This window comes from Antarctobacter sediminis (genome assembly GCF_019218285.1).
In the GTDB taxonomy this organism is placed as follows: Bacteria; Pseudomonadota; Alphaproteobacteria; order Rhodobacterales; family Rhodobacteraceae; genus Antarctobacter; species Antarctobacter sediminis.
In genome coordinates, this window is sequence record NZ_JAHUZG010000003.1 from 662,687 (window position 1) to 681,317 (window position 18,631).

General features: G+C 63.0%; 21 protein-coding genes. 16 read left to right on the forward strand and 5 right to left on the reverse strand.

From position 1 onward, the window contains the following. The first annotated feature begins 10 nt into the window (after positions 1 to 10). The 5 genes from KJP30_RS18215 (at position 11) to KJP30_RS18235 (ending at position 3,821) form a co-directional block, all read left to right on the forward strand. Positions 11 to 1,048: a succinylglutamate desuccinylase/aspartoacylase family protein gene (locus KJP30_RS18215; RefSeq protein WP_218450757.1), complete on the forward strand. Its 1,038-nt coding sequence runs from the start codon at positions 11 to 13 to the stop codon at positions 1,046 to 1,048. A gap of 103 nt (positions 1,049 to 1,151) precedes the next feature. Then, positions 1,152 to 1,940, forward strand: a complete 789-nt coding sequence (locus KJP30_RS18220) for an exodeoxyribonuclease III (RefSeq protein ID WP_218450758.1) — start codon at positions 1,152 to 1,154, stop codon at positions 1,938 to 1,940. 127 nt (positions 1,941 to 2,067) lie between these two features. Next, the gene (gene trxA, locus KJP30_RS18225; RefSeq protein WP_218450759.1) at positions 2,068 to 2,979 is read left to right on the forward strand and encodes a thioredoxin; all 912 of its coding nucleotides are present in this window, start codon (positions 2,068 to 2,070) and stop codon (positions 2,977 to 2,979) included. Between the two features lie 27 nt (positions 2,980 to 3,006). After that, positions 3,007 to 3,648, forward strand: a complete 642-nt coding sequence (locus tag KJP30_RS18230; protein ID WP_218450760.1) for an LON peptidase substrate-binding domain-containing protein — start codon at positions 3,007 to 3,009, stop codon at positions 3,646 to 3,648. Further along, positions 3,645 to 3,821: a Trm112 family protein gene (locus KJP30_RS18235; RefSeq protein ID WP_218450761.1), complete on the forward strand. Its 177-nt coding sequence runs from the start codon at positions 3,645 to 3,647 to the stop codon at positions 3,819 to 3,821. Before KJP30_RS18230 ends, KJP30_RS18235 begins: the two co-directional genes overlap by 4 nt. A gap of 8 nt (positions 3,822 to 3,829) precedes the next feature. Here KJP30_RS18235 and KJP30_RS18240 read toward each other — a convergent pair whose 3' ends face one another. Both KJP30_RS18240 and KJP30_RS18245 read right to left on the reverse strand, forming a co-directional pair. Further along, on the reverse strand, positions 3,830 to 5,926 hold the full coding sequence (locus KJP30_RS18240; RefSeq protein ID WP_218450762.1) for a bifunctional trypsin-like peptidase domain-containing/SEL1-like repeat protein: 2,097 nt from the start codon (positions 5,924 to 5,926) through the stop codon (positions 3,830 to 3,832). 85 nt (positions 5,927 to 6,011) lie between these two features. Continuing rightward, positions 6,012 to 6,983, reverse strand: a complete 972-nt coding sequence (locus KJP30_RS18245) for a threonine ammonia-lyase (protein ID WP_218450763.1) — start codon at positions 6,981 to 6,983, stop codon at positions 6,012 to 6,014. A 94-nt stretch (positions 6,984 to 7,077) separates the two neighbouring features. Between KJP30_RS18245 and KJP30_RS18250 the strand changes: the two genes are divergently transcribed. The 5 genes from KJP30_RS18250 (at position 7,078) to KJP30_RS18270 (ending at position 9,484) form a co-directional block, all read left to right on the forward strand. After that, the gene (locus KJP30_RS18250) at positions 7,078 to 7,596 is read left to right on the forward strand and encodes a DUF1643 domain-containing protein (RefSeq protein ID WP_218450976.1); all 519 of its coding nucleotides are present in this window, start codon (positions 7,078 to 7,080) and stop codon (positions 7,594 to 7,596) included. After that, positions 7,586 to 7,909: a DUF5665 domain-containing protein gene (locus KJP30_RS18255; RefSeq protein WP_218450764.1), complete on the forward strand. Its 324-nt coding sequence runs from the start codon at positions 7,586 to 7,588 to the stop codon at positions 7,907 to 7,909. Before KJP30_RS18250 ends, KJP30_RS18255 begins: the two co-directional genes overlap by 11 nt. A 99-nt stretch (positions 7,910 to 8,008) precedes the next feature. Beyond that, complete coding sequence (locus KJP30_RS18260; RefSeq protein ID WP_218450765.1) at positions 8,009 to 8,614, forward strand: hypothetical protein; 606 nt, start codon at positions 8,009 to 8,011, stop codon at positions 8,612 to 8,614. Positions 8,615 to 8,746: 132 nt separating this feature from the next. Then, complete coding sequence (gene rpsO, locus KJP30_RS18265) at positions 8,747 to 9,016, forward strand: 30S ribosomal protein S15 (protein WP_218450766.1); 270 nt, start codon at positions 8,747 to 8,749, stop codon at positions 9,014 to 9,016. Positions 9,017 to 9,244: 228 nt separating this feature from the next. After that, a complete protein-coding gene (locus tag KJP30_RS18270) occupies positions 9,245 to 9,484 on the forward strand; it encodes a DUF6525 family protein (protein WP_218450767.1) in 240 nt (79 codons plus the stop codon). A gap of 6 nt (positions 9,485 to 9,490) precedes the next feature. On the opposite strand, the gene KJP30_RS18275 is transcribed toward KJP30_RS18270, so the two are convergent. After that, positions 9,491 to 10,756 (reverse strand): cation:proton antiporter, encoded by a 1,266-nt coding sequence (locus tag KJP30_RS18275; protein WP_218450768.1) that lies wholly within the window; start codon positions 10,754 to 10,756, stop codon positions 9,491 to 9,493. A 297-nt stretch (positions 10,757 to 11,053) separates the two neighbouring features. On the opposite strand from KJP30_RS18275, the gene pnp reads away from it, so the two are divergent. Together pnp and KJP30_RS18285 are read left to right on the forward strand one after the other, a co-directional pair. Beyond that, a complete protein-coding gene (pnp, locus tag KJP30_RS18280; protein WP_218450769.1) occupies positions 11,054 to 13,192 on the forward strand; it encodes a polyribonucleotide nucleotidyltransferase in 2,139 nt (712 codons plus the stop codon). A gap of 111 nt (positions 13,193 to 13,303) precedes the next feature. After that, positions 13,304 to 13,657, forward strand: coding sequence for a YigZ family protein (locus KJP30_RS18285; RefSeq protein ID WP_218450770.1), 354 nt, complete (start codon positions 13,304 to 13,306; stop codon positions 13,655 to 13,657). A gap of 19 nt (positions 13,658 to 13,676) precedes the next feature. Here the strand turns inward: KJP30_RS18285 and KJP30_RS18290 are convergent, their stop codons facing one another. Further along, a complete protein-coding gene (locus KJP30_RS18290) occupies positions 13,677 to 14,105 on the reverse strand; it encodes an organic hydroperoxide resistance protein (RefSeq protein ID WP_218450771.1) in 429 nt (142 codons plus the stop codon). 104 nt (positions 14,106 to 14,209) lie between these two features. Between KJP30_RS18290 and KJP30_RS18295 the strand changes: the two genes are divergently transcribed. Continuing rightward, entirely contained in the window at positions 14,210 to 14,659 is a 450-nt protein-coding gene (locus KJP30_RS18295; RefSeq protein WP_246594600.1) for a MarR family winged helix-turn-helix transcriptional regulator, read from the forward strand. A gap of 220 nt (positions 14,660 to 14,879) precedes the next feature. On the opposite strand, the gene KJP30_RS18300 is transcribed toward KJP30_RS18295, so the two are convergent. Next, positions 14,880 to 15,566, reverse strand: a complete 687-nt coding sequence (locus KJP30_RS18300; RefSeq protein ID WP_218450772.1) for a response regulator transcription factor — start codon at positions 15,564 to 15,566, stop codon at positions 14,880 to 14,882. 147 nt (positions 15,567 to 15,713) lie between these two features. Between KJP30_RS18300 and ribA the strand changes: the two genes are divergently transcribed. From ribA to KJP30_RS18315, 3 genes are all read left to right on the forward strand, one after another. Further along, a complete protein-coding gene (gene ribA, locus KJP30_RS18305) occupies positions 15,714 to 16,796 on the forward strand; it encodes a GTP cyclohydrolase II (protein WP_343222794.1) in 1,083 nt (360 codons plus the stop codon). A gap of 91 nt (positions 16,797 to 16,887) precedes the next feature. Then, positions 16,888 to 17,889 (forward strand): LLM class flavin-dependent oxidoreductase, encoded by a 1,002-nt coding sequence (locus tag KJP30_RS18310; RefSeq protein WP_218450774.1) that lies wholly within the window; start codon positions 16,888 to 16,890, stop codon positions 17,887 to 17,889. 2 nt (positions 17,890 to 17,891) lie between these two features. Further along, entirely contained in the window at positions 17,892 to 18,407 is a 516-nt protein-coding gene (locus tag KJP30_RS18315; RefSeq protein ID WP_218450775.1) for a L,D-transpeptidase family protein, read from the forward strand. The last annotated feature ends 224 nt before the right edge of the window (positions 18,408 to 18,631 follow it).

Genomic DNA, 18,631 nt, shown 5'->3' on the forward strand with positions numbered 1-18,631 from the left:
AGGCGCGTTGATGCGAGAGCCCTTTATCCTTGGCGGCCAAAGCGTCGCCCCCGGTACACGGCGAACGGTGGATCTGCCGGTGTCGGTTTTGTCCGATCACACTCCGGTAACGCTTTCGGCCCATGTGGTGCATGGACGGCGGCCCGGGCCGGTGATGTTCGTGTCGGCGGCCGTCCACGGGGACGAGGTCATCGGGGTCGAGATCGTGCGCCGCCTGCTGCGCGCCGCGCCCCTGTCGCGCATGTCAGGCACGCTGGTGGCGGTTCCTATCGTCAACTCTTTCGGCTTTATCAACCGGTCACGTTATTTGCCGGACCGGCGGGACCTGAACCGCTGTTTCCCGGGATCGCCCGCAGGATCCCTGGCCGCGCGGCTGGCACATCTGTTCCTGACGGAAATCGTGATGCGCTGCGACGTGGGGATCGACCTGCATTCGGCGGCCGTGGGCCGCACCAACCTGCCGCAGATCCGTCTGACGGCTGGCAACGCGCGGTTGCGCGAACTGGGGGCGGCCTTTGCCGCGCCGGTCACGATGATGTCCAAGACGCGCGAGAACTCGCTGCGGCTGGTCGCGCAGAACGCCGGGGTCGACGTTTTGCTTTACGAGGCGGGCGAGGGGCTGCGATTCGACGAACATGCCGCCCGGGCCGGTGTTGCCGGTATCCTGCGTGTCATGGCGCGGCTGGGCATGATCGCCGAACGCGGCGTTCCGCGTGCCCGGGTCGCCTCGGTGATTTGCGAGAAATCGTCTTGGGTGCGGGCCCCGTCGGGTGGTTTGTTGCGCACGCTGAAACGGCGTGGCGATTTTGTCGAGGCGGGGCAGGTGCTGGGTGTGGTGTCGGATCCCTTCGGTCAGCGCGAGGCCGAAGTTCTGGCCGAGGAAACCGGGATCCTTGTCGGGCGTTCGGACCTGCCAGTGGTCAACGAAGGGGACGCGCTGTTCCATATTGCCCAGCCGCTGGAGCCGAAAAAGGCCGAAGCCGCCGCCGAGCGGTTCGATGCCGAGCTGGATGCGCCGCCACTGTTTGATGAAGACGAGATTATCTGATTGATATAGCGCGATTTTCATCCCGAAAATCGCCGCCTTTAAACCCGGTTGCGCGCAGGCCCCCGGCTTGGCAGTCTCGCCGGACCTGAAACCGGAGTCGCTCATGCCCTTTACGCTCGCCACCTGGAACATCAACTCGGTCCGGCTGCGGGCGGGGCTGGTCGAGAAACTGCTGACCGAAGAGGCGCCCGATGTGCTGTGCTTGCAGGAATGCAAGTCGCCGGTCGCCAAGATCCCGCACGAGGTCTTTGCCGCGCTGGGCTATACCCACATGGTTGCCCGGGGCGAAAAGGGATACAACGGCGTTGCGATCCTGTCCAAGCTGCCGATCGAAGACGCAGGTGACAAGGATTTCGCTGACCTCGGGCATGCCCGCCATGTGGCGGGGCGGCTGGAAAACGGCGTGACCATCCATAATTTCTATGTGCCAGCCGGCGGCGACGTGCCGGACCGCGAGAAAAACATCAAGTTCGGGCAAAAGCTGGATTACGTGGCCGGGATGCGCGATTGGTTCGCCTCGGAAAAGCCGCAGAAATCCGTGCTGGTCGGCGATCTGAACATCGCGCCGCTGGAAGATGACGTCTGGGACCACAAGAAGATGCTCAAGGTCATCTCGCACACCCCGGTCGAGGTCGAGGCGCTGGGCGCGGCGCAGGAAGCAGGCGATTGGGTCGATGTGACCCGCAAGGACCTGCCGGTGGGCAAGCTGTACAGCTGGTGGTCCTACCGCGCGCGCGATTGGGACGCCGCCGACAAGGGACGGCGGCTGGATCACGTCTGGGCGACACCGGACATTGCCAATGCGACCCATTCCAGCCGCATCCTGCGCGCGGCGCGCGGTTGGGAAAAACCGTCGGACCACGCGCCGGTCTTTGCGACCTTCGATCTCTGAGGCTGACGGGGCCGGGAACGGCCCGACAATAGGGCGATGATGGGGGATGCGCGGTGCGCTCCCCTTGCATCATGAGGCTTGCTGCGCCATCTACGCCCAAAGACATATTCAACCGCATGAGGGTGAGATGCTGGAACTGGGCACCGGCCAACCGGCCGCAGAGAATTTGGTCAAGGACATCTCGGAAGCCGAGTTCATGGCCGAGGTCGTGGACGGATCCGCCGAGGTTCCCGTAATCGTCGATTTCTGGGCGCCGTGGTGCGGCCCCTGCAAGACGCTTGGCCCGATGCTCGAAGACGCCGTGAAGGCCGCCAAGGGCGCGGTGCGCATGGTCAAGGTCAACGTCGACGAGGCGCAGAACATCGCCGGCCAGTTGCGGATTCAGTCGATCCCGACGGTCTACGCCTTCTACAAGGGGCAGCCGCTGGACGGCTTCCAGGGCGCGCTTCCACAGTCCGAGCTGAATGCCTTTATCGACCGGGTCGTGCAGGCTTCGGGCGGGGATGCCTCGGGCGGGCTGGATGACGCCGTGGCCGCCGCAGAAGAGATGCTGGAGCAGGGCGCAGCCGTCGATGCGGCACAAACCTTTGCCGCGATCCTTGAAGAAGAGCCGAACCACGCAGCTGCCTACGGCGGCCTTGTGCGGGCGCATATTGCCATGGACGATCTGGATCAGGCCGAGGCCATCCTGAACGGTGCCCCTGCCGAAATTTCCAGCGCGCCCGAACTGGAAGCGGCCCACGCACAGCTGCAACTGGCGCGGCAGGCCGCCGATGCCGGTCCGATTGCTGAGCTGACAGCAGCGGTCGAGTCCGATCCCGCGAACAATCAGGCGCGTTTCGATCTGGCGCAGGCCATCTACGCGGCAGGTGATGCCGAAGGCGCGGTGGATCAGCTATTGGAAATCTTCCGCCGTGACCGCGAGTGGAATGACGGTGCCGCCAAGGCCCAGCTTTTCACCATCTTCGAGGCGCTCAAACCCAACGATCCGGTGGCCCTGAACGGGCGTCGAAAACTGAGCTCGATGATATTTGCCTGACGGTCGGGGCAATCTACCTTGTCCGGTATGACACGGCTCAAAGATCTGCCGGGCAAGATCCCGGTCTTTCCCTTGCCGGGGGCGCTGCTGCTTCCACGGGCGCGCCTCCCGCTTCACATATTCGAGCCGCGTTACCTCGCGATGCTTGATGATTGCCTCAAGACCGATACGCGGCTGATCGGCATGGTGCAGCCGCATCATGTGCCCGGGCGCGAGGAAAAGGGGCTGCACCGGATCGGTTGCGCCGGACGGGTCACGCAGTTCTCGGAAACCGAGGACGGGCGTTACATGATCACGCTGACCGGGATCTCGCGCTTCCGCATCACATCCGAGGTCGAAGGGTTTACACCCTACCGCCGCTGCGAGGTCAGTTGGGACGGGTTCGAACGCGATCAGCAAGGCGCGGAAAGCGATCCCACCTTTGACCGGGCGCAGTTCATGGCGCTGCTGGACCGTTTTTTCACGTCGAAAGAGCTGTCCGCAGATTGGGACACGCTGCAACAGGCGGATGATGAGTTGTTGCTCAATTCTCTGTCCATGCTGTTGGAGTTCAACCCGGAGGACAAGCAGGCGCTGCTGGAGGCCCCGTCGCTGAGCACGCGGCGCGAAACGCTTGTCACCCTGATCGAATACGCGCTGCGCGGCGGCGAAGAGGACCTGATACAATGAGCAACGAGATTGACCGGCGGATGCTTGAGGCGCTGATTTGCCCGGTAACGCAGACCGGCCTGCGCTATGACTCGGACCGGCAGGAACTGGTCAGCAAGGCGGCCGGTCTGGCCTATCCGATCCGGGATGGCATCCCTGTCATGTTGCAGGACGAAGCGCGGCGGCTGGACTGAACCGTCCCCTAGGGCAAGAGCCGGCGCATGGCGTCCTGAGTGCTTGCCCCGATCCGTCCGTTCGCCGGGCCGCTGTAGATACCGCTTTCCGACAGCTTGCGTTGCAGAGCCTTGGCCGTTTCGGATGACCATTCCGCGGGTGGGCGCGTAACAGGCCAATCGTTGCCCGCGCGCAGCGATTGGACATAGAGGTCCGCCGCTTTTTCAGGCGCTCGGTCCACGCCTCGGCCCGCCTCGTGCATCCAGGCGAGATTACCCATCGAGACAGCATCGCCAAGGTTCGCAGCCTTCTGGAACCAGAGCGCCGCCTCGTCATCGGCCTGCTCAGCACCGATGCCATGGAAGAACAGGCTACCCATGAGGCGCGTGGCCTCCGGGTGGTCATTGTCTGCGGCGGCACGGGCCCAGCGGATCGCCTGTTGGCTATCGCGCGGCAGGTCTTGGCCATCCACAAGCAGCAGGGCCAATTGGTATTGGGCTTCGCGGTTGCCCTGATGGGCTGCTTTTTCGAACCACGCGGCGGCGGCCCGTTCGGATTTTTCGACAAGGCGCCCTTCGAGATAGAGTTCGCCCAGTTGTTCCTGTGCGCCGTGATAGCCAGAATTCGCGGCCTCGGTATACAGGCTCAACGCACGGGCGGGATCGGCTGTGGCCCCACGGCCCAGGTCATAGATAACGGCCAGACCGGTCTGGGCGATCGGATGTCCCTGCGCTGCGGCCTTTTCCAACCAGCGGCGCGCTTCGCTGGGATCGGCCTCGGTTCCCAGACCCCACAGCAGCGCCACGCCAAGGCCCGCTTGCCCGACTGCGTCGCCGGCATTGGCGGCGTTGCGATAGGCGGCCAACGCCTCGTCATAGCGTTCCGCCGCCGACAACGCCTCGGCCAGGAACGCGGTCAGGCGGGGGTGATCGGGAAAGCTCTCCAACGCGGTCATGCAGGCGGCTATGGCGGTTTCGGGCACGATGTCCTCAAAGACGATGCCCGGCGCAATCATCGCTCCGGTGGCGCGATCAGGGTGGAACCGATCTCCGGCCAGACGGTCGCAGGCCTGCACATCGCCGTCACCTGCCATGCGCTGACCGAGCGTCGGTTCAGGGACGGGCGGCGGGGCGACCGGCTGCAAGGCCGCCAATAGGCGGGCCGCCGTGCGGGCGGCTGATGTCTCCGGTGCTTCGGCCACAAGGGTTTCCAGCGCAAGGCGGCGGGCGCCGTTGTCTTCGATCAGCAAGGCGTCTGACAGGCGCATCAGGGCGCGGCCCTCGTCGTCCGACAGGCCATCGTCGCGCTTGGCGGGCGACAGAACGGACGAGGCCGCGAGAATTGCGGCCATGGGAATGGCGTAGTTGACGCTGTTGTTGGCGGATCCGGCGTGGTGCAGCCCGACAACTTGCCGCGTTCCCGCATCGATCACCGGCGAGCCTGAGTTTCCCGGCATGGTGTCACAGGTATGCAAAAGCTTGTTGTCTGACAGGGCAGGCGCATTTGCGCGGCATTGTTCGCGGCTGATGCGCTGCGCTTCGCCCATCGGGTGGCCGATGATCCAGTAGGGATCGTTGTCCTGCGGTGTGACAGCGGCCAGTTGCAGCGTGCCGAACGCGCGCCCCGGCATATCGCCAAGGATTCGTAGCAGCGTATAGTCCAGCGGCTTGGAGGTTTCGACCGGCACGGGATCGACGAGGAAGGAACTGGTGCCTTCTGTGACGCCCTCGCGGGTGTAGCCCATAACGAAACGGACCCCGACGATGGAACTCGCCTCGGCCCGCGGATCGTCGAGAATGCCGGGCACACAATGGTTGTTGGTCATCAGCAGGTCATCGTCGACAAGGAACGCGGTGCAGGGAAAAACACCCTTGTCCGTCGCCACGTCCAGCCGCCCGACAGAGCGCCCGATCCGGGCAAAGACGGACTGGCTCGAATAGGCAGAGATGAACTCGTTGTTATAGGCGCCAAAGGCGGCTTCGGGGACGGCATCGCTGGCGAACTGTTTGCGCGACAGCACCGTCTTGCCAAAGCTGTCCAGATCGAATCCCAGCAGATGCTGCTCTGCCGTGGCGGGCAGGGCGGACAGGGTCAGGGCGGCAAATAAGGCAACCGGGCGGCGCATGGCGTTCTCCCTTGGGCGGGTGGTGCCATAAGCATATCAGGTTGACGTTGCGTTCGCCCCTGCGGTTTTCCCGACCCGGAGCCCGTCAGTCGATCGTAGAAACCGCCCGCGCCAGCACGGCGCTGTCGAGGTTCCCGCCCGAGATGGTGCAGATCACGGCGTCACCCGAAATCTCGTCTCCGTGGAACAGGGCCGCCGCCAGCGCCACGGCACCGCCCGGTTCCGCCACCACCTTGAGATGGCGGAGTGCCAGCGCCATGGCCTTCAGGACTTCGTCGTCGCTGATAACGATGCCGGGGCCGCACAGCCGCGAGACGATGGGAAAGGTAAGTTCGCCCGGGGTGGGGGTCAGGATGGCGTCGCAAAGGCCTCCGGCTTCGGCCGGATTGCTTTCGCGCTGGCCGGACCGCAGCGACCGGGCCGTGTCGTCGAACCCTTCTGGCTCGGCGGGGCGGACACGCAGACCGGGGGCCTTGGACTCGAGCGCCAGCGCGATCCCGGCGGTCAACCCGCCGCCGCCGCAGCACACCAGCACATCCGCCGTTGTCACTCCTTGTTCGGCGGCCTGTTCCGCGATCTCCAGCCCACAGGTGCCTTGACCGGCGATGACCTGAGGTTCGTCATAGGGTTTCACAAGGGTCAGACCGCGGTCCTGAGCCAGCCTTGCGCCAATTTCTTCGCGGCTTTCGCGCCCGCGGTCATACAAGACAACCTCGACACCGTAGCTGCGGGTGCCCTCGATCTTGGCCGCAGGCGCGTCGGATGGCATCAGGATCACCGCCGGCACTCCAAGACGTTGCGCGGCCAGAGCGACTCCCTGCGCATGATTGCCCGAGGAGAAGGCGATCACGCCCTTGGCGCGCTGTTTCTCTGGCATCGCGGTCAGTGCAGACCATGCGCCGCGAAACTTGAAGCTGCCGGTGTGTTGCAAACATTCCGGTTTCACAAGGACACGGCGTCCCGCAAGCGCATCCAACGCGGGCGAAGACAGCAGGGGCGTGCGGCGGGTGACGCCACGGGCGCGGTCGGCTGCGGCTTGGATCATGTCGATGTTCATGGGCGGGCTCCGTTTGTCGGGCGCAGGGGGCCGCAGGCCAGGCGGAATGTCAATCGCCCTTGAACCCCGGACAGGTGCGTTGCAGCTTGGCGCCATGATCGAACGACATGCGGAAAAAGACGGAGAACGTAGTACGGCGTGGTATTCGCCCTGCGAAACCTACCGTTACGGGCTGCGCCGTGTTTGGGACGGGGACGCGGGCGAATTGCTGTTTGTCATGCTGAACCCGTCGACCGCCAGCGAGTTTCAGAACGACCCGACCATCGAACGCTGCCAGCGCCGGACCAAGGCGCTGGGATTTGGCGGGATGCGGATTGCCAACCTCTTTGCCTTTCGAGCCACGCGGCCAGAGGATTTGCGCCGGGCCGAAGATCCCGAAGGGCCGGAAAACGCCGATCTGCTGCGCGACTGGTCAACCAAGGCAGAGATGACGCTTGCTGCATGGGGCGTTCATGGTGACCTGCACGATGCAGGGCCGCGCCTTGCGCCGCTGCTGGCAGGCCGGGTGTGTCACTTGGGCTTGACCAAGGCAGGCCATCCGCGCCATCCGCTGTACGTGGCCTATTCGGTCCGTCCCGAACCCTGGCCAGTGGAGTTGCGCTATGCCGCCTGAGACCGACAGCGAAGCCTTGCGCCAGGAGCTTGCCCGACTGGCCGAAGAGGTCGAGACCCTCAACCAGCATCGTTTTGTCCGCGTGCACAACAGCATCTGGCGGCTGGCCCTGTGGCAGTTCATTCGCGGGCTGGCTCTGGGTCTTGGGACGGCGGTCGGGGCGACGGCGCTGGTGTCCGCCCTTGTGATCCTCCTCAGCCAGATAGAGTTCGTTCCAATCCTTGGCGACCTTGCCACCGCGATCATTGAAGAGATCGACAACAAGGTCAGCGAGAAGGTCGAGGAAATCGAAACGCGCGATCCCGCGGAGTAAGCCGGCCTTAACTTGGCGCATCGTAAGACTCTGGCGGTTCCGGGGGGCGGGGCATCCTGCTGCGGGGTGCTTGGTGGGGCTGCAAACAGGGCTTTGCCGATGTATTTACTGGCTGGACTGATGGGGCTGATGGCGCTGGGGTCGGTTGCGATCGTCAGTATCGGTGAGGATGAGGATCCGTTGCCGGAGGGCGCAAACGATGAGGGGGATGACATGTCGCCCGCATCGCTGGCCGATTTCCAATTTAGGATGGATGTGGATTGGGACGGCGACGCCGGGGTGCTGCCCGATGACGAGGTTCTGGAAGAGGGGCGCTCGTTGTTTGCCCGCATGGGATTGATCAATATGCCGGGGCTGGAACCCGTGGCCGAGCCGGATCCGATTGGACTGGCCCCCGGGGCCGATCTGCTGGATCTGGACGCCTTTCGGGTGTCGGCCCAGACGGAGGAGGGGGGTGGCGGGCATACCAGTGCACCGCTGGACTTCGATGCGTCCGAGGATCAGCTGGTGATTGTCTACGACGACAGTCTGGACGCCCCCGAACCGGAACTGGATATGGCTCCCCGTCCGGACAATCCCGAGATGACGGACATCCGGCTTGGCGGCACGGTTCTGGCCAGTCTGCCCACGGCCGAGGCTCCACCGCTGGAGTCTATCGTGCTGGTGGGCGAAAGCGATGCGGCGGCGCTGGATCTGGCGGGCTGATGCGGCTTTGCCTTGCCAAGCAAAGCGGAATCGCGTAACTGCGCGCATCCGCTGCGGCGGATTTCTCCACGGGCCTTGCTGGACGACATCCCGGCTTGTGCCATAACCCTTTGTAATCGAAAGGAGACCCCGATGTCGATCACCGCGGAAGAAAAGAACCGTCTGATGAAGGAATATGCCACCAAAGAAGGCGACACCGGTTCGCCCGAAGTGCAGGTGGCCATCCTGACCTCGCGTATCACCACGCTGACCGAACACTTCAAGACCCACAAGAAGGACAACCACTCGCGTCGTGGCCTTCTGAAGCTGGTTGCTCAGCGCCGTAAGCTGCTGGACTACCTCAAGGGCAAAGAGGAAGCGCGCTACAAGACGCTGATCGGCCGTCTGGGCATCCGCCGCTAAGGCAGACAGCCCCGATCGAGGGACAGGCGCCCGTCTCCGCAAGGAGGCGGGCGTTTTCCGTTTCTGGGGGCAGGGTGGTTATGGCCATGTCGAGATTTGTAATGTTATAACATAGCAATCTTGTCGTCAGGAGATCTCGCCCATGCTTGCATTTGCGTCGCGCGGCTTTGACAGCCGCCCTGTTCCAACCCGGCTTTGCCTAGGTCGGGCCACGTGGGGATTGGCCTGATGTCGGGACGGAAGCGGAACGGAAATCTTGGGGCGGTGTCCCTGCGCAGACGCAACCGCAACCGGGACGCGATGCAGGCCTATGATGCATTGCCAGTGCACCTGCGTCGCTGGATGGCCGAGGCCGCGCTGCCGTGGTCGCCTGAATCCTGCCTCGCGATCTGGAACCGAGCCCGGGCACCGGAAGAGGCATTGGCCCGGTTGAACCGGGCCGAACGCGCCATGCTGGACAAGGTCTGACGCCGGTCAGACCAGATCCGGTTCCCGCCCGACGCGATTGGCCAGCCGCCCGATGGTCAGCCCCTGCACGATGATCGAAAACACCACGATCACATAGGTCACCGTCAGGATCAGCGGCTTCCATTCGCTGTCCGGCAGAGACAGGGCCAGCGCGACGGAAATGCCGCCCTTCAGGCCGCCCCATGTCATGATTGGCATGACCCCCGGCGCAAAGCTGCGGAAGGGTTTCAGTATCATGATCGGCACGACAACCGCCGCCAGACGTCCGGTCAGCGCCAGCGCGATGCAAAGCACCCCGGTCACAAGCATGTCGGTTTCCAGTTGCACGGCAAAGATTTCAACCCCGATCAGCATGAACAGAACCGCGTTCAGGATCTCGTCCACCAGCACCCAGAACTTCTCGACATATTCGCGGGTCAGTTCGGACATGCCGTGTTTCGCCCCGATGTCTCCGATTAGCAGACCGGCGCAGACCGCGGCGATGGGTGCAGAGACATGCAGCGAGATGGCCAGTTCATAGCCGCCAAAGGCCAGCGCGAGCGTGATCAGCACCTCCAGCGCGTAGTCGTCGATGTGGCGCATGACCCGGAAGGTAAGCCAGCCCAGCACCAGCCCCAGGGCCGCGCCACCCAGCGCTTCTTGTGCAAATAATTGCAGCGCGTCCATCGCAGGGCTGGCATGTGCCGCATCACCATGTCCGTGTGACAGGGCCGGAAACGCCAGTCCGACCAGAACCAAAAAGACAACATAGCCCACGCCATCGTTGAACAGGCTTTCGCCCGCAACCTGCGTTTCCAGTGATTTGCGCAGCTTGGCCTCTTTCAGAACGCCCATGACCGCCACGGGGTCAGTGGGAGAGATCAGCGCGCCAAACACCAGGGCGATCAGCAGCGGCGCTCCCGTCAACCAGTGAAAGCCCAAACCGATAACGGCGGTGGACAGGGCCACGCCGATTGTCGCCATCAACAGAACCGTGGGCCAGACCGCGCGCAGGTCAGACAGCTTGACGTGAAGCGCCCCCGCGAACAGCAGCAGCCCCAGCATGCCTTCCAGCAGCGCATCAGAGAAATCGATGCCGGTGACGATGCCTCGCAGGTCTTCGGCCAGTGTCAACGAGGGCACCAACCGGTCCAGTCCCAGCGCGGCCATCGACGCCACCAGCGCCACCACGAGAATGCCAATGGCCGAGGGCAGTTTGAGCACGAAGTAGTTGATCGCGCCAAAGACGGCGGCCAGCACGATGAGGAGAGAAGCAATTTGCAGAAGGGTCATGAGCATGTCTTTTCGAAATCAATGCCACCCTGTAGCACGCCGCCCGGTTCCGGCAAACGGCATGTGGGGCCGTGTTGCGGGCGATACGCGCCGGATATCGCCTGATTCTACTGCAATCGGGTGGCGCGGGACGCGGGTTTTTCTTTTCATTTCGGGGGAAACGCTGTATTGCGCGCGCATCTGAGACGTGACGCTTTGACCCCGGCGCATGGGATGATGAAGGGGTCGGCGGCAATGGGGCCGCCAGTCAAACGGAGGACCCGAGAGGGCTCGGGAGCGCCTCCAAGAGGATAACTGATGTTCAACGAAGTTAAGAAGACGATGCAGTGGGGCGAGGAAACGCTCACACTGGAAACCGGCAAGGTTGCCCGCCAGGCGGATGGCACCGTGATTGCCACGCTGGGCGAAACCAGCGTCATGGCCAACGTGACCTTTGCCAAGCAGGCGAAGGAAGGCCAGGACTTCTTTCCCCTGACCGTCCACTACCAGGAAAAATACTACGCGGCGGGCAAGGTCCCGGGCGGTTTCTTCAAGCGTGAGGCGCGCCCCACCGAAAAAGAAACGCTGACCGCGCGCCTGATCGACCGCCCGATCCGTCCGTTGTTCGTGCCCGGCTTCAAAAACGAAGTTCTGGTGATGTGCACCGTGCTGTCGCACGATCTGGTCAACGATCCCGACATCGTGGCGATGATCGCCGCCTCAGCCGCGCTGACCATCTCCGGCGCCCCCTTCCGCGGACCGATCGCCGGTGCCCGCGTCGGTTTCGAGGATGGCGAATACGTCCTGAACCCGACTGTCGAAGACATGGACCAGCTGCGCAACAATCCCGAGCAGCGTCTGGACCTTGTCGTCGCCGGCACCAAGGACGCCGTGATGATGGTGGAATCGGAAGCTTACGAGCTGACCGAGGATGAGATGCTGGGCGCGGTTCTGTTCGCACATGAGCAGATCCAGCCGGTGATCGACCTGATCATCTCGCTGGCCGAAGACGCCGCGAAAGAGCCGTTCGACTTTACCCCGCCGGATTACTCCGAGCTGTTCGAAGTTGTCCGCGCCGCTGGCGAAGAAAAGATGAAGGCGGCTTACGCCATCTCGGACAAGCAAGAGCGTGTCGCAACCGTTGCCGCGGTCAAGGAAGAGATCAAGGCAGGCCTTACCGAAGAGCAACTGGCTGACGCCAACCTCGGCTCGGCGCTGAAAAAGCTGGAAAGCCAGGTGCTGCGCTCGGATGTGGTCAAGAACAAGCGCCGCATCGACGGCCGTGCGTTGGACCAGGTGCGTTCGATCGTGTCGGAAACCTCGGTTCTGCCCCGGACCCACGGTTCGGCCCTGTTCACCCGTGGTGAAACGCAGGCGCTGGTCGTGACCACGCTGGGCACCGGCGACGATGAGCAGATCATCGACGCGCTGCACGGCAACTACCGTTCGAACTTCCTGTTGCATTACAACTTCCCGCCGTATTCGGTTGGCGAGGTTGGCCGCGTGGGTTCGCCCGGCCGTCGTGAAATCGGTCACGGCAAGCTGGCATGGCGCGCGCTTCAGGCCGTTCTGCCCGCCGCAACCGATTTCCCCTATACCATCCGCGTGGTCTCCGAGATCACCGAATCCAACGGTTCGTCCTCCATGGCTTCGGTCTGTGGCGGCTCGTTGTCGATGATGGATGCAGGTGTTCCGCTCAAGGCGCCGGTGGCCGGTGTGGCCATGGGCCTCGTGCTGGAAGAAGACGGTTCCTACGGCATCCTGACCGACATCCTTGGCGACGAGGATCACCTCGGCGACATGGACTTCAAAGTGGCAGGCACCGAGAACGGCATCACCTCGTTGCAGATGGACATCAAGGTCGCAGGCATCACGCCCGAGATCATGAAAACCGCCCTGGCTCAGGCCAAGGAAGGCCGGATGCACATCCTCGGCGAGATGTCCAAGGCCATCACCACCGCAGGTGAGTTCAGCGTCCACGCGCCGCGCATCGAAACCATGCAGATCCCGACGGACAAGATCCGCGAAGTGATCGGTTCGGGCGGCAAGGTCATCCGCGAGATCGTGGAAACCTCGGGTGCCAAGGTCGACATCAACGACGACGGCATCATCAAGATCGCCTCGCCGGACGGTGAGTCCATCCAGAAGGCCTATGACATGATCTATTCGATCGTGGCAGAGCCGGAAGAGGGCAAAATCTACAAGGGCAAGGTCGTGAAGATCGTCGATTTCGGCGCCTTCGTGAACTTCTTTGGCAAGCGTGACGGCCTTGTGCACGTCTCGCAGATTGAAAACCGCCGCCTGAACCATCCTTCGGACGTTCTGAAGGAAGGCCAGGAAGTTTACGTCAAGCTGCTGGGCTTCGACGATCGCGGCAAGGTCCGTCTGGCCATGAAGATGGTCGACCAGGAGACCGGCGAAGAAGTCGTCAAGCAAAAGGAAGAAGCGGAGGAGTAATCCGCATCTGTTCCTGACAGTCGAAAGGGCGCCTTTTGGGGCGCCCTTTTTTGTGCCGCATCGGCCTAATGCTGGACGCTGGCACGGGCAGCGCGTAGGACCGGCAGCACCATGCTGATCCTCGAAAACATCATCTCTGACCGCGGGTCGAAATACGCCGTGTCCGGTGGACCCTGCCGTTCTCCGGACGAGGCTGCGGCCTTTCTGAAAGAGCTCAAGCGGAACAAAAAGTTCGCCAAGGCCACGCATAACACTTGGGGCTGCCTGACGCAGGATGGCCCGATCAAGAACGACGACGGTGAAAGCGGGGCGGGCATGGTGATCCTGCGTATGCTAGAGCGCGAGGATCTGCGCGACACGATTGTCGTGGTGACGCGCTGGTACGGTGGCAAGCACCTTGGGGGCGACCGCTTCCGCCATGTGCAGGAAGCGGTGCGCCAGTTCATCGAGGCGCGTGAGGGCTGACCTCTCCGCGCCGCAAGGCTCAGACGATTTCGGTTTCCACGTCGATATTGCCCTTGGTCGCGTTCGAATAGGGGCAGATGAAATGGCCGCGCTCGGCGATCTTTTCAGCCACGTCACGTTCGACACCCGGCATCGACACCGCCAGTTTCACCTTGAGGCCAAAACCACCGTCGCTGCGCGGGCCGATGCCCACATGCGCGGTCACCTTGGCGTCATCGGGCACGCTGCCCAGCTTTTCGCTCTGCGCGGCAAAGCGCATCGCGCCAAGGTAGCAGGCGGCGTAACCGGTCGCGAACAGCTCTTCGGGGTTGTGCCCCTTGCCCGAGCCACCCAGTTCAGTGGGGCTGGTCATGGTCACGGTCAGCATCCCCGAGGCCAGCCCGGCGCTGCCGTTGCGGCCACCGCCGGTTGCCCAGGCTTCGGTCCAGTATTTTGCGTCGACGCTCATGAGTTTCTCCTTTCGCGCAGGAATTGTTCCTGTGCGAAATATCTGGATCGCACACCCGGATGTCAACGCTTGCGAATTATTCCTGCACGATTTATTCCTGCGTCATGACCAAGACCCTGTCCCCTTCGGAAATGCTCTGCTTTGCGCTGTATTCGGCGGGACACGCCATGCAGCAGGCATATAAACCCTTGCTGGACCCGATGGGCCTGACCTATCCGCAATATCTTGTGCTGTCCGCGCTGTGGTCCGAAGATGACCGGACGCTGGGATCCCTTGCGGTGCAGATGCAACTGGCCTCGAACACGCTGACGCCGCTGGTCAAGCGACTGGAGGCCAAGGGCCTGCTGACGCGGTTGCGCGATCCGCTGGACGAACGGCAGGTGCGGATCCGCCTGACGGAAGAGGGCAATCGCCTTCGCGAGGCCAGCGAAGATGTGGCGCGCTGTTTTCTGGAGAGGTCCGGGCTGACCATGTCCGAGGCCGCGCGCCTGCGCGACGAAGTCATGACCCTGCGGGACAACCTGCGTGACGAGGCGGAGCTGCCCGGGGCCTGAGTGTCGACCCTTTTGACCAGCCAAAAAAAAGAGGCCGGGCAAAGTGCCCGGCCAGGTCCAACAGGGAGGTGCATGTGATGACCCGCACATGCAACGGGATCTCTTGAGCTTACCCTAAAAGCTGCCAACGGCATAAAACTTTGATCTGGGTCAAGCTCTGCTATGGGCAGTCCTAGCGCGGGCTGCCCGATTTCCGCAATTCTACTTAAGTGCGGCGTGGTCAGCTTACCAGTCTGTAGCCGCCAGATTCCGTCACAAGAAGTCGTGCATTCGACGGATCGGGTTCGATCTTTTGGCGCAGGCGGTAGATGTGGGTTTCCAGCGTGTGCGTTGTCACCCCGGCGTTGTAGCCCCAGACCTCGTGCAGCAGCGTGTCGCGTGGCACCACCCCCTCGGTCGAGCGGTAGAGGAACTTGAGAATATTTGTCTCTTTCTCGGTCAGGCGGATCTTGCGGTCATCTTCCGTCACCAGCATCTTCATCGCCGGTTTGAAGGTGTAGGGGCCAACAGAGAACACGGCATCCTCGGATTGTTCGTGCTGGCGCAATTGGGCACGAATCCGGGCGAGCAGGACGGGAAACTTGAAAGGCTTGGTGACATAATCGTTGGCACCTGCGTCCAGACCAAGGATCGTGTCGGCATCGCTGTCGTGGCCGGTCAGCATGATGATTGGCGATTTGACGCCCTGCTTGCGCATCAGTCGGCACAGTTCGCGGCCGTCGGTATCTGGCAGGCCGACATCAAGGATGATCAGGTCATAGATCTGTTCCTTGATCCGCGCCATGGCGCTGGCACCTGCGTCTGCTTCGAACACTTCGAAGTCTTCCGTCATGACCAATTGTTCGGCCAGCGCTTCTCGCAGGTCTTCCTCGTCATCGACAAGAAGAATGTTTCGCAGTTGCGCCATGAGCCCGGTCCTCCGTGTTGCCTTTCCTGCCAGATGTGGACAGAGTGCGCCTCCGGCAAGATTTGCTGCAACGCGTTCACGTCCTCGTGTGCTGAGGCTTGAAATGTTACAGAAAGCCGGGGAGTTGACCAGCCGGAGAACAGATTTGTGGGACTGAGACCGGACCTAGTTGAAATACTTGCGCGGGCACGGGCGGACCTGCGTATGGGGGTTCCCGTCGGTTTGTGTATCGATGGCGGGCATGTGCTGGTGGCCTCTGCCGAAACCCTCTCCGAGGACCGGTTGCGCGCGCTTCAGGCTCTGGGGCCGATGGATCTGGCGCTGACGGACCGCCGGTCGGCAACGCTCAAGGCGAGGGCCTATGACGGCGACGTGGCCCGGATCATTGTCCCCGCGGATGCACGACTATCCTGGGTGCAGGATCTGTCTGACCCGGCCGATGATCTTGCCAATCCGATGAAGGGGCCATTGCAGACCCGGCGTGAAGGATCTGCGGCGGCGCATCGCCTTGCCCTGCAATTGTGCAAGGGCGCGCGGCTGTTGCCTGCGGCGCTTGTGGTCCCGGTTGCCCCGGGGATGGCCGTGTCCCAAGGCTTGCTGGAGGTCGAGGGCGCCGAAGCGGCGCCGTTATTGCAGGCCCTGCCGGATCTGTCGCACGTGGTGTCGGCCCGTGTTCCCCTGCGGGCCGCCGAAAATGCCCGCCTGCATATCTTTCGCCCGGCGGACGGTTCGGAAGAGCATTACGCCATCGAGATCGGGCGCCCGGATCGGGCGCGGCCCGTGTTGTCGCGCCTGCATTCTGCCTGTTTCACCGGTGACTTGCTGGGGTCGCTGAAATGCGATTGCGGGCCACAACTGAACGCTGCGCTGACCCAGATGGGTCAAGAGGGCGCGGGCGTGCTGTTGTACCTTCAACAAGAAGGGCGTGGCATCGGCCTTGCCAACAAGATGCGTGCCTATGCCTTGCAGGATCAGGGGTTCGACACGGTCGAGGCCAACCACCGGCTGGGCTTTGAGGATGACGAACGGGATTTTCGTCTGGGTGCGGCGATCCTTGGCAAGCTGGGTTTTGACACGGTGCGCCTGATGACGAACAATCCGGCCAAGATGCGGATGATGGAAAGCTGTGGCATCGGTGTGTCCGAACGTGTCCCGCTCAAGGTTGGTGAAACTCCGTTCAACAGCCGCTATCTGGCTGTCAAAGCAGAGAAATCAGGGCATTTGCTGTAACGGTCATACCGGCCACTCGGCTGACGTAGGGGGTGGCGCCGTTGTCAGGGCTGCCATGGGTTCCTAGCTAGGTGTCAAAGGAGAATGCCTGATGCGTTATTCGCTGCTTGACCTGTCCCCCGTGCCCGAAGGCTCGACCGCTGCCGATGCGCTGCGCAACACCGGCGCGCTTGCCCGCCATGCCGAAGATTGGGGCTATCACCGGTATTGGATGGCGGAACACCACAACATGCCGGGGATCGCCTCTGCGGCGACCGCGGTTTTGATCGGCCATGTGGCGGGCCTGACCCGTCATATGCGCGTCGGGGCCGGGGGCATCATGCTGCCCAACCATGCGCCGCTGGCCGTGGCCGAGGCGTTTGGCACGCTGGCCACATTGTATCCCGACCGGATCGACCTTGGGCTTGGCCGGGCGCCGGGCGGTGACCATGCGGTCATGCGGGCGCTGGGTGTTCAGCACGCGCGTGCCGAACGTTTCCACGAAGAAGTGGCAGAATTGCGCGATCTCATGGGGCCACCAGACGAAAACCGCGCCGTTCGGGCCTTGCCCGGAGAGGGAACGGAGGTGCCGATCTGGATCCTCGGGTCGTCGCTGCACGGTGCGCAGGTGGCGGCGATGCTGGGTCTGCCTTATGCCTTTGCCTCGCATTTCGCGCCGGCCATGCTGGGGCAGGCGTTGGAGGTCTACCGCCGCTATTTCAAACCTTCGGCCACGTTGAAACGTCCGCATGCCATGGTCGCGGTCAATGTCTTTGCCGCCGAGACGGAGGCAGAGGCGCGCCGACTGCGGACCACCATGCAGCAGGCGTTTTATCGGCTGCGCACGGGCGCTCCGGGCAAGCTGCCTGCGCCTGTCGATGATCTGTCGACAGTGGTGCCTGCCGGGGCGATGCCTGCGCTGGATGAGGCGTTGCGGATCAGTGCGGTTGGCGATGCCGCTCAGGTCGAGACACAGATGCGCGAGATCATCGCCACCTATGCGCCGGACGAGGTGATCCTGACCGGGCAGATCCATGATCACGGTGCCCGGTTGCGGTCCTTCGAAATTGCCGCCGATGTGATGCAGCGCATCCAGCGCGCCGAAGCGGCCTGAAAATGCCAGCGCCGCGCGCCTCTGACCTCGTATTGACACGGCTTGGGGTCCGGTTTGGCGGGCGGCTCTGGCCCTGTACGCTGGGTCGGGGCGGCGTGTCCACTGACAAGCGGGAAGGCGACGGTGCGACCCCTGCGGGGGTGCACCGTATCACCGGAATGCTGTACCGTCCCGACAGGATCGCGCCGCCGACACACTGGGCCGTGCCCATCGGTCCGTCTGACCTGTGGTCCGACGATCCGCGGCACGAAGATTATAACCTGATGGTCCGCGCGCCCTATGCGTGGAGCCATGAACGCCTGCGCCGTGCCGACCGACTGTATGATCTGGTCCTGTTGACCGACTGGAACTGGCCTCGCGCGGAAAGGGGGCGGGGCTCTGCAATTTTCCTGCATCGCTGGCGTCGCGCCGGTTATCCGACCGAAGGGTGCATCGGTTTCCGTCCTGATCACCTTCAGAGGATCGCGGCAGCGATCACGCCGGAAACACGCCTGATCGTGCCCGATAATCTCGCCTAAGGGTTGCGCTAACAGCGCTGAAACCCTCTGATAACGTGAATCTTTTTGGCCGCTTTCACCTGTCTTGGGCCGTCCGCCTTCTGACGCGTTGCAGTCGGACGGCCCGAATCGTGCCAAATCACCGGCCATTTGCCCTGCAAGTCGCTGTTTTTCTGACCGTAAGTCACTGATTTGCGCATTGGTTACGCAGATTCCAGCGATTTGCTTGCAAGTATCGGGCGCAC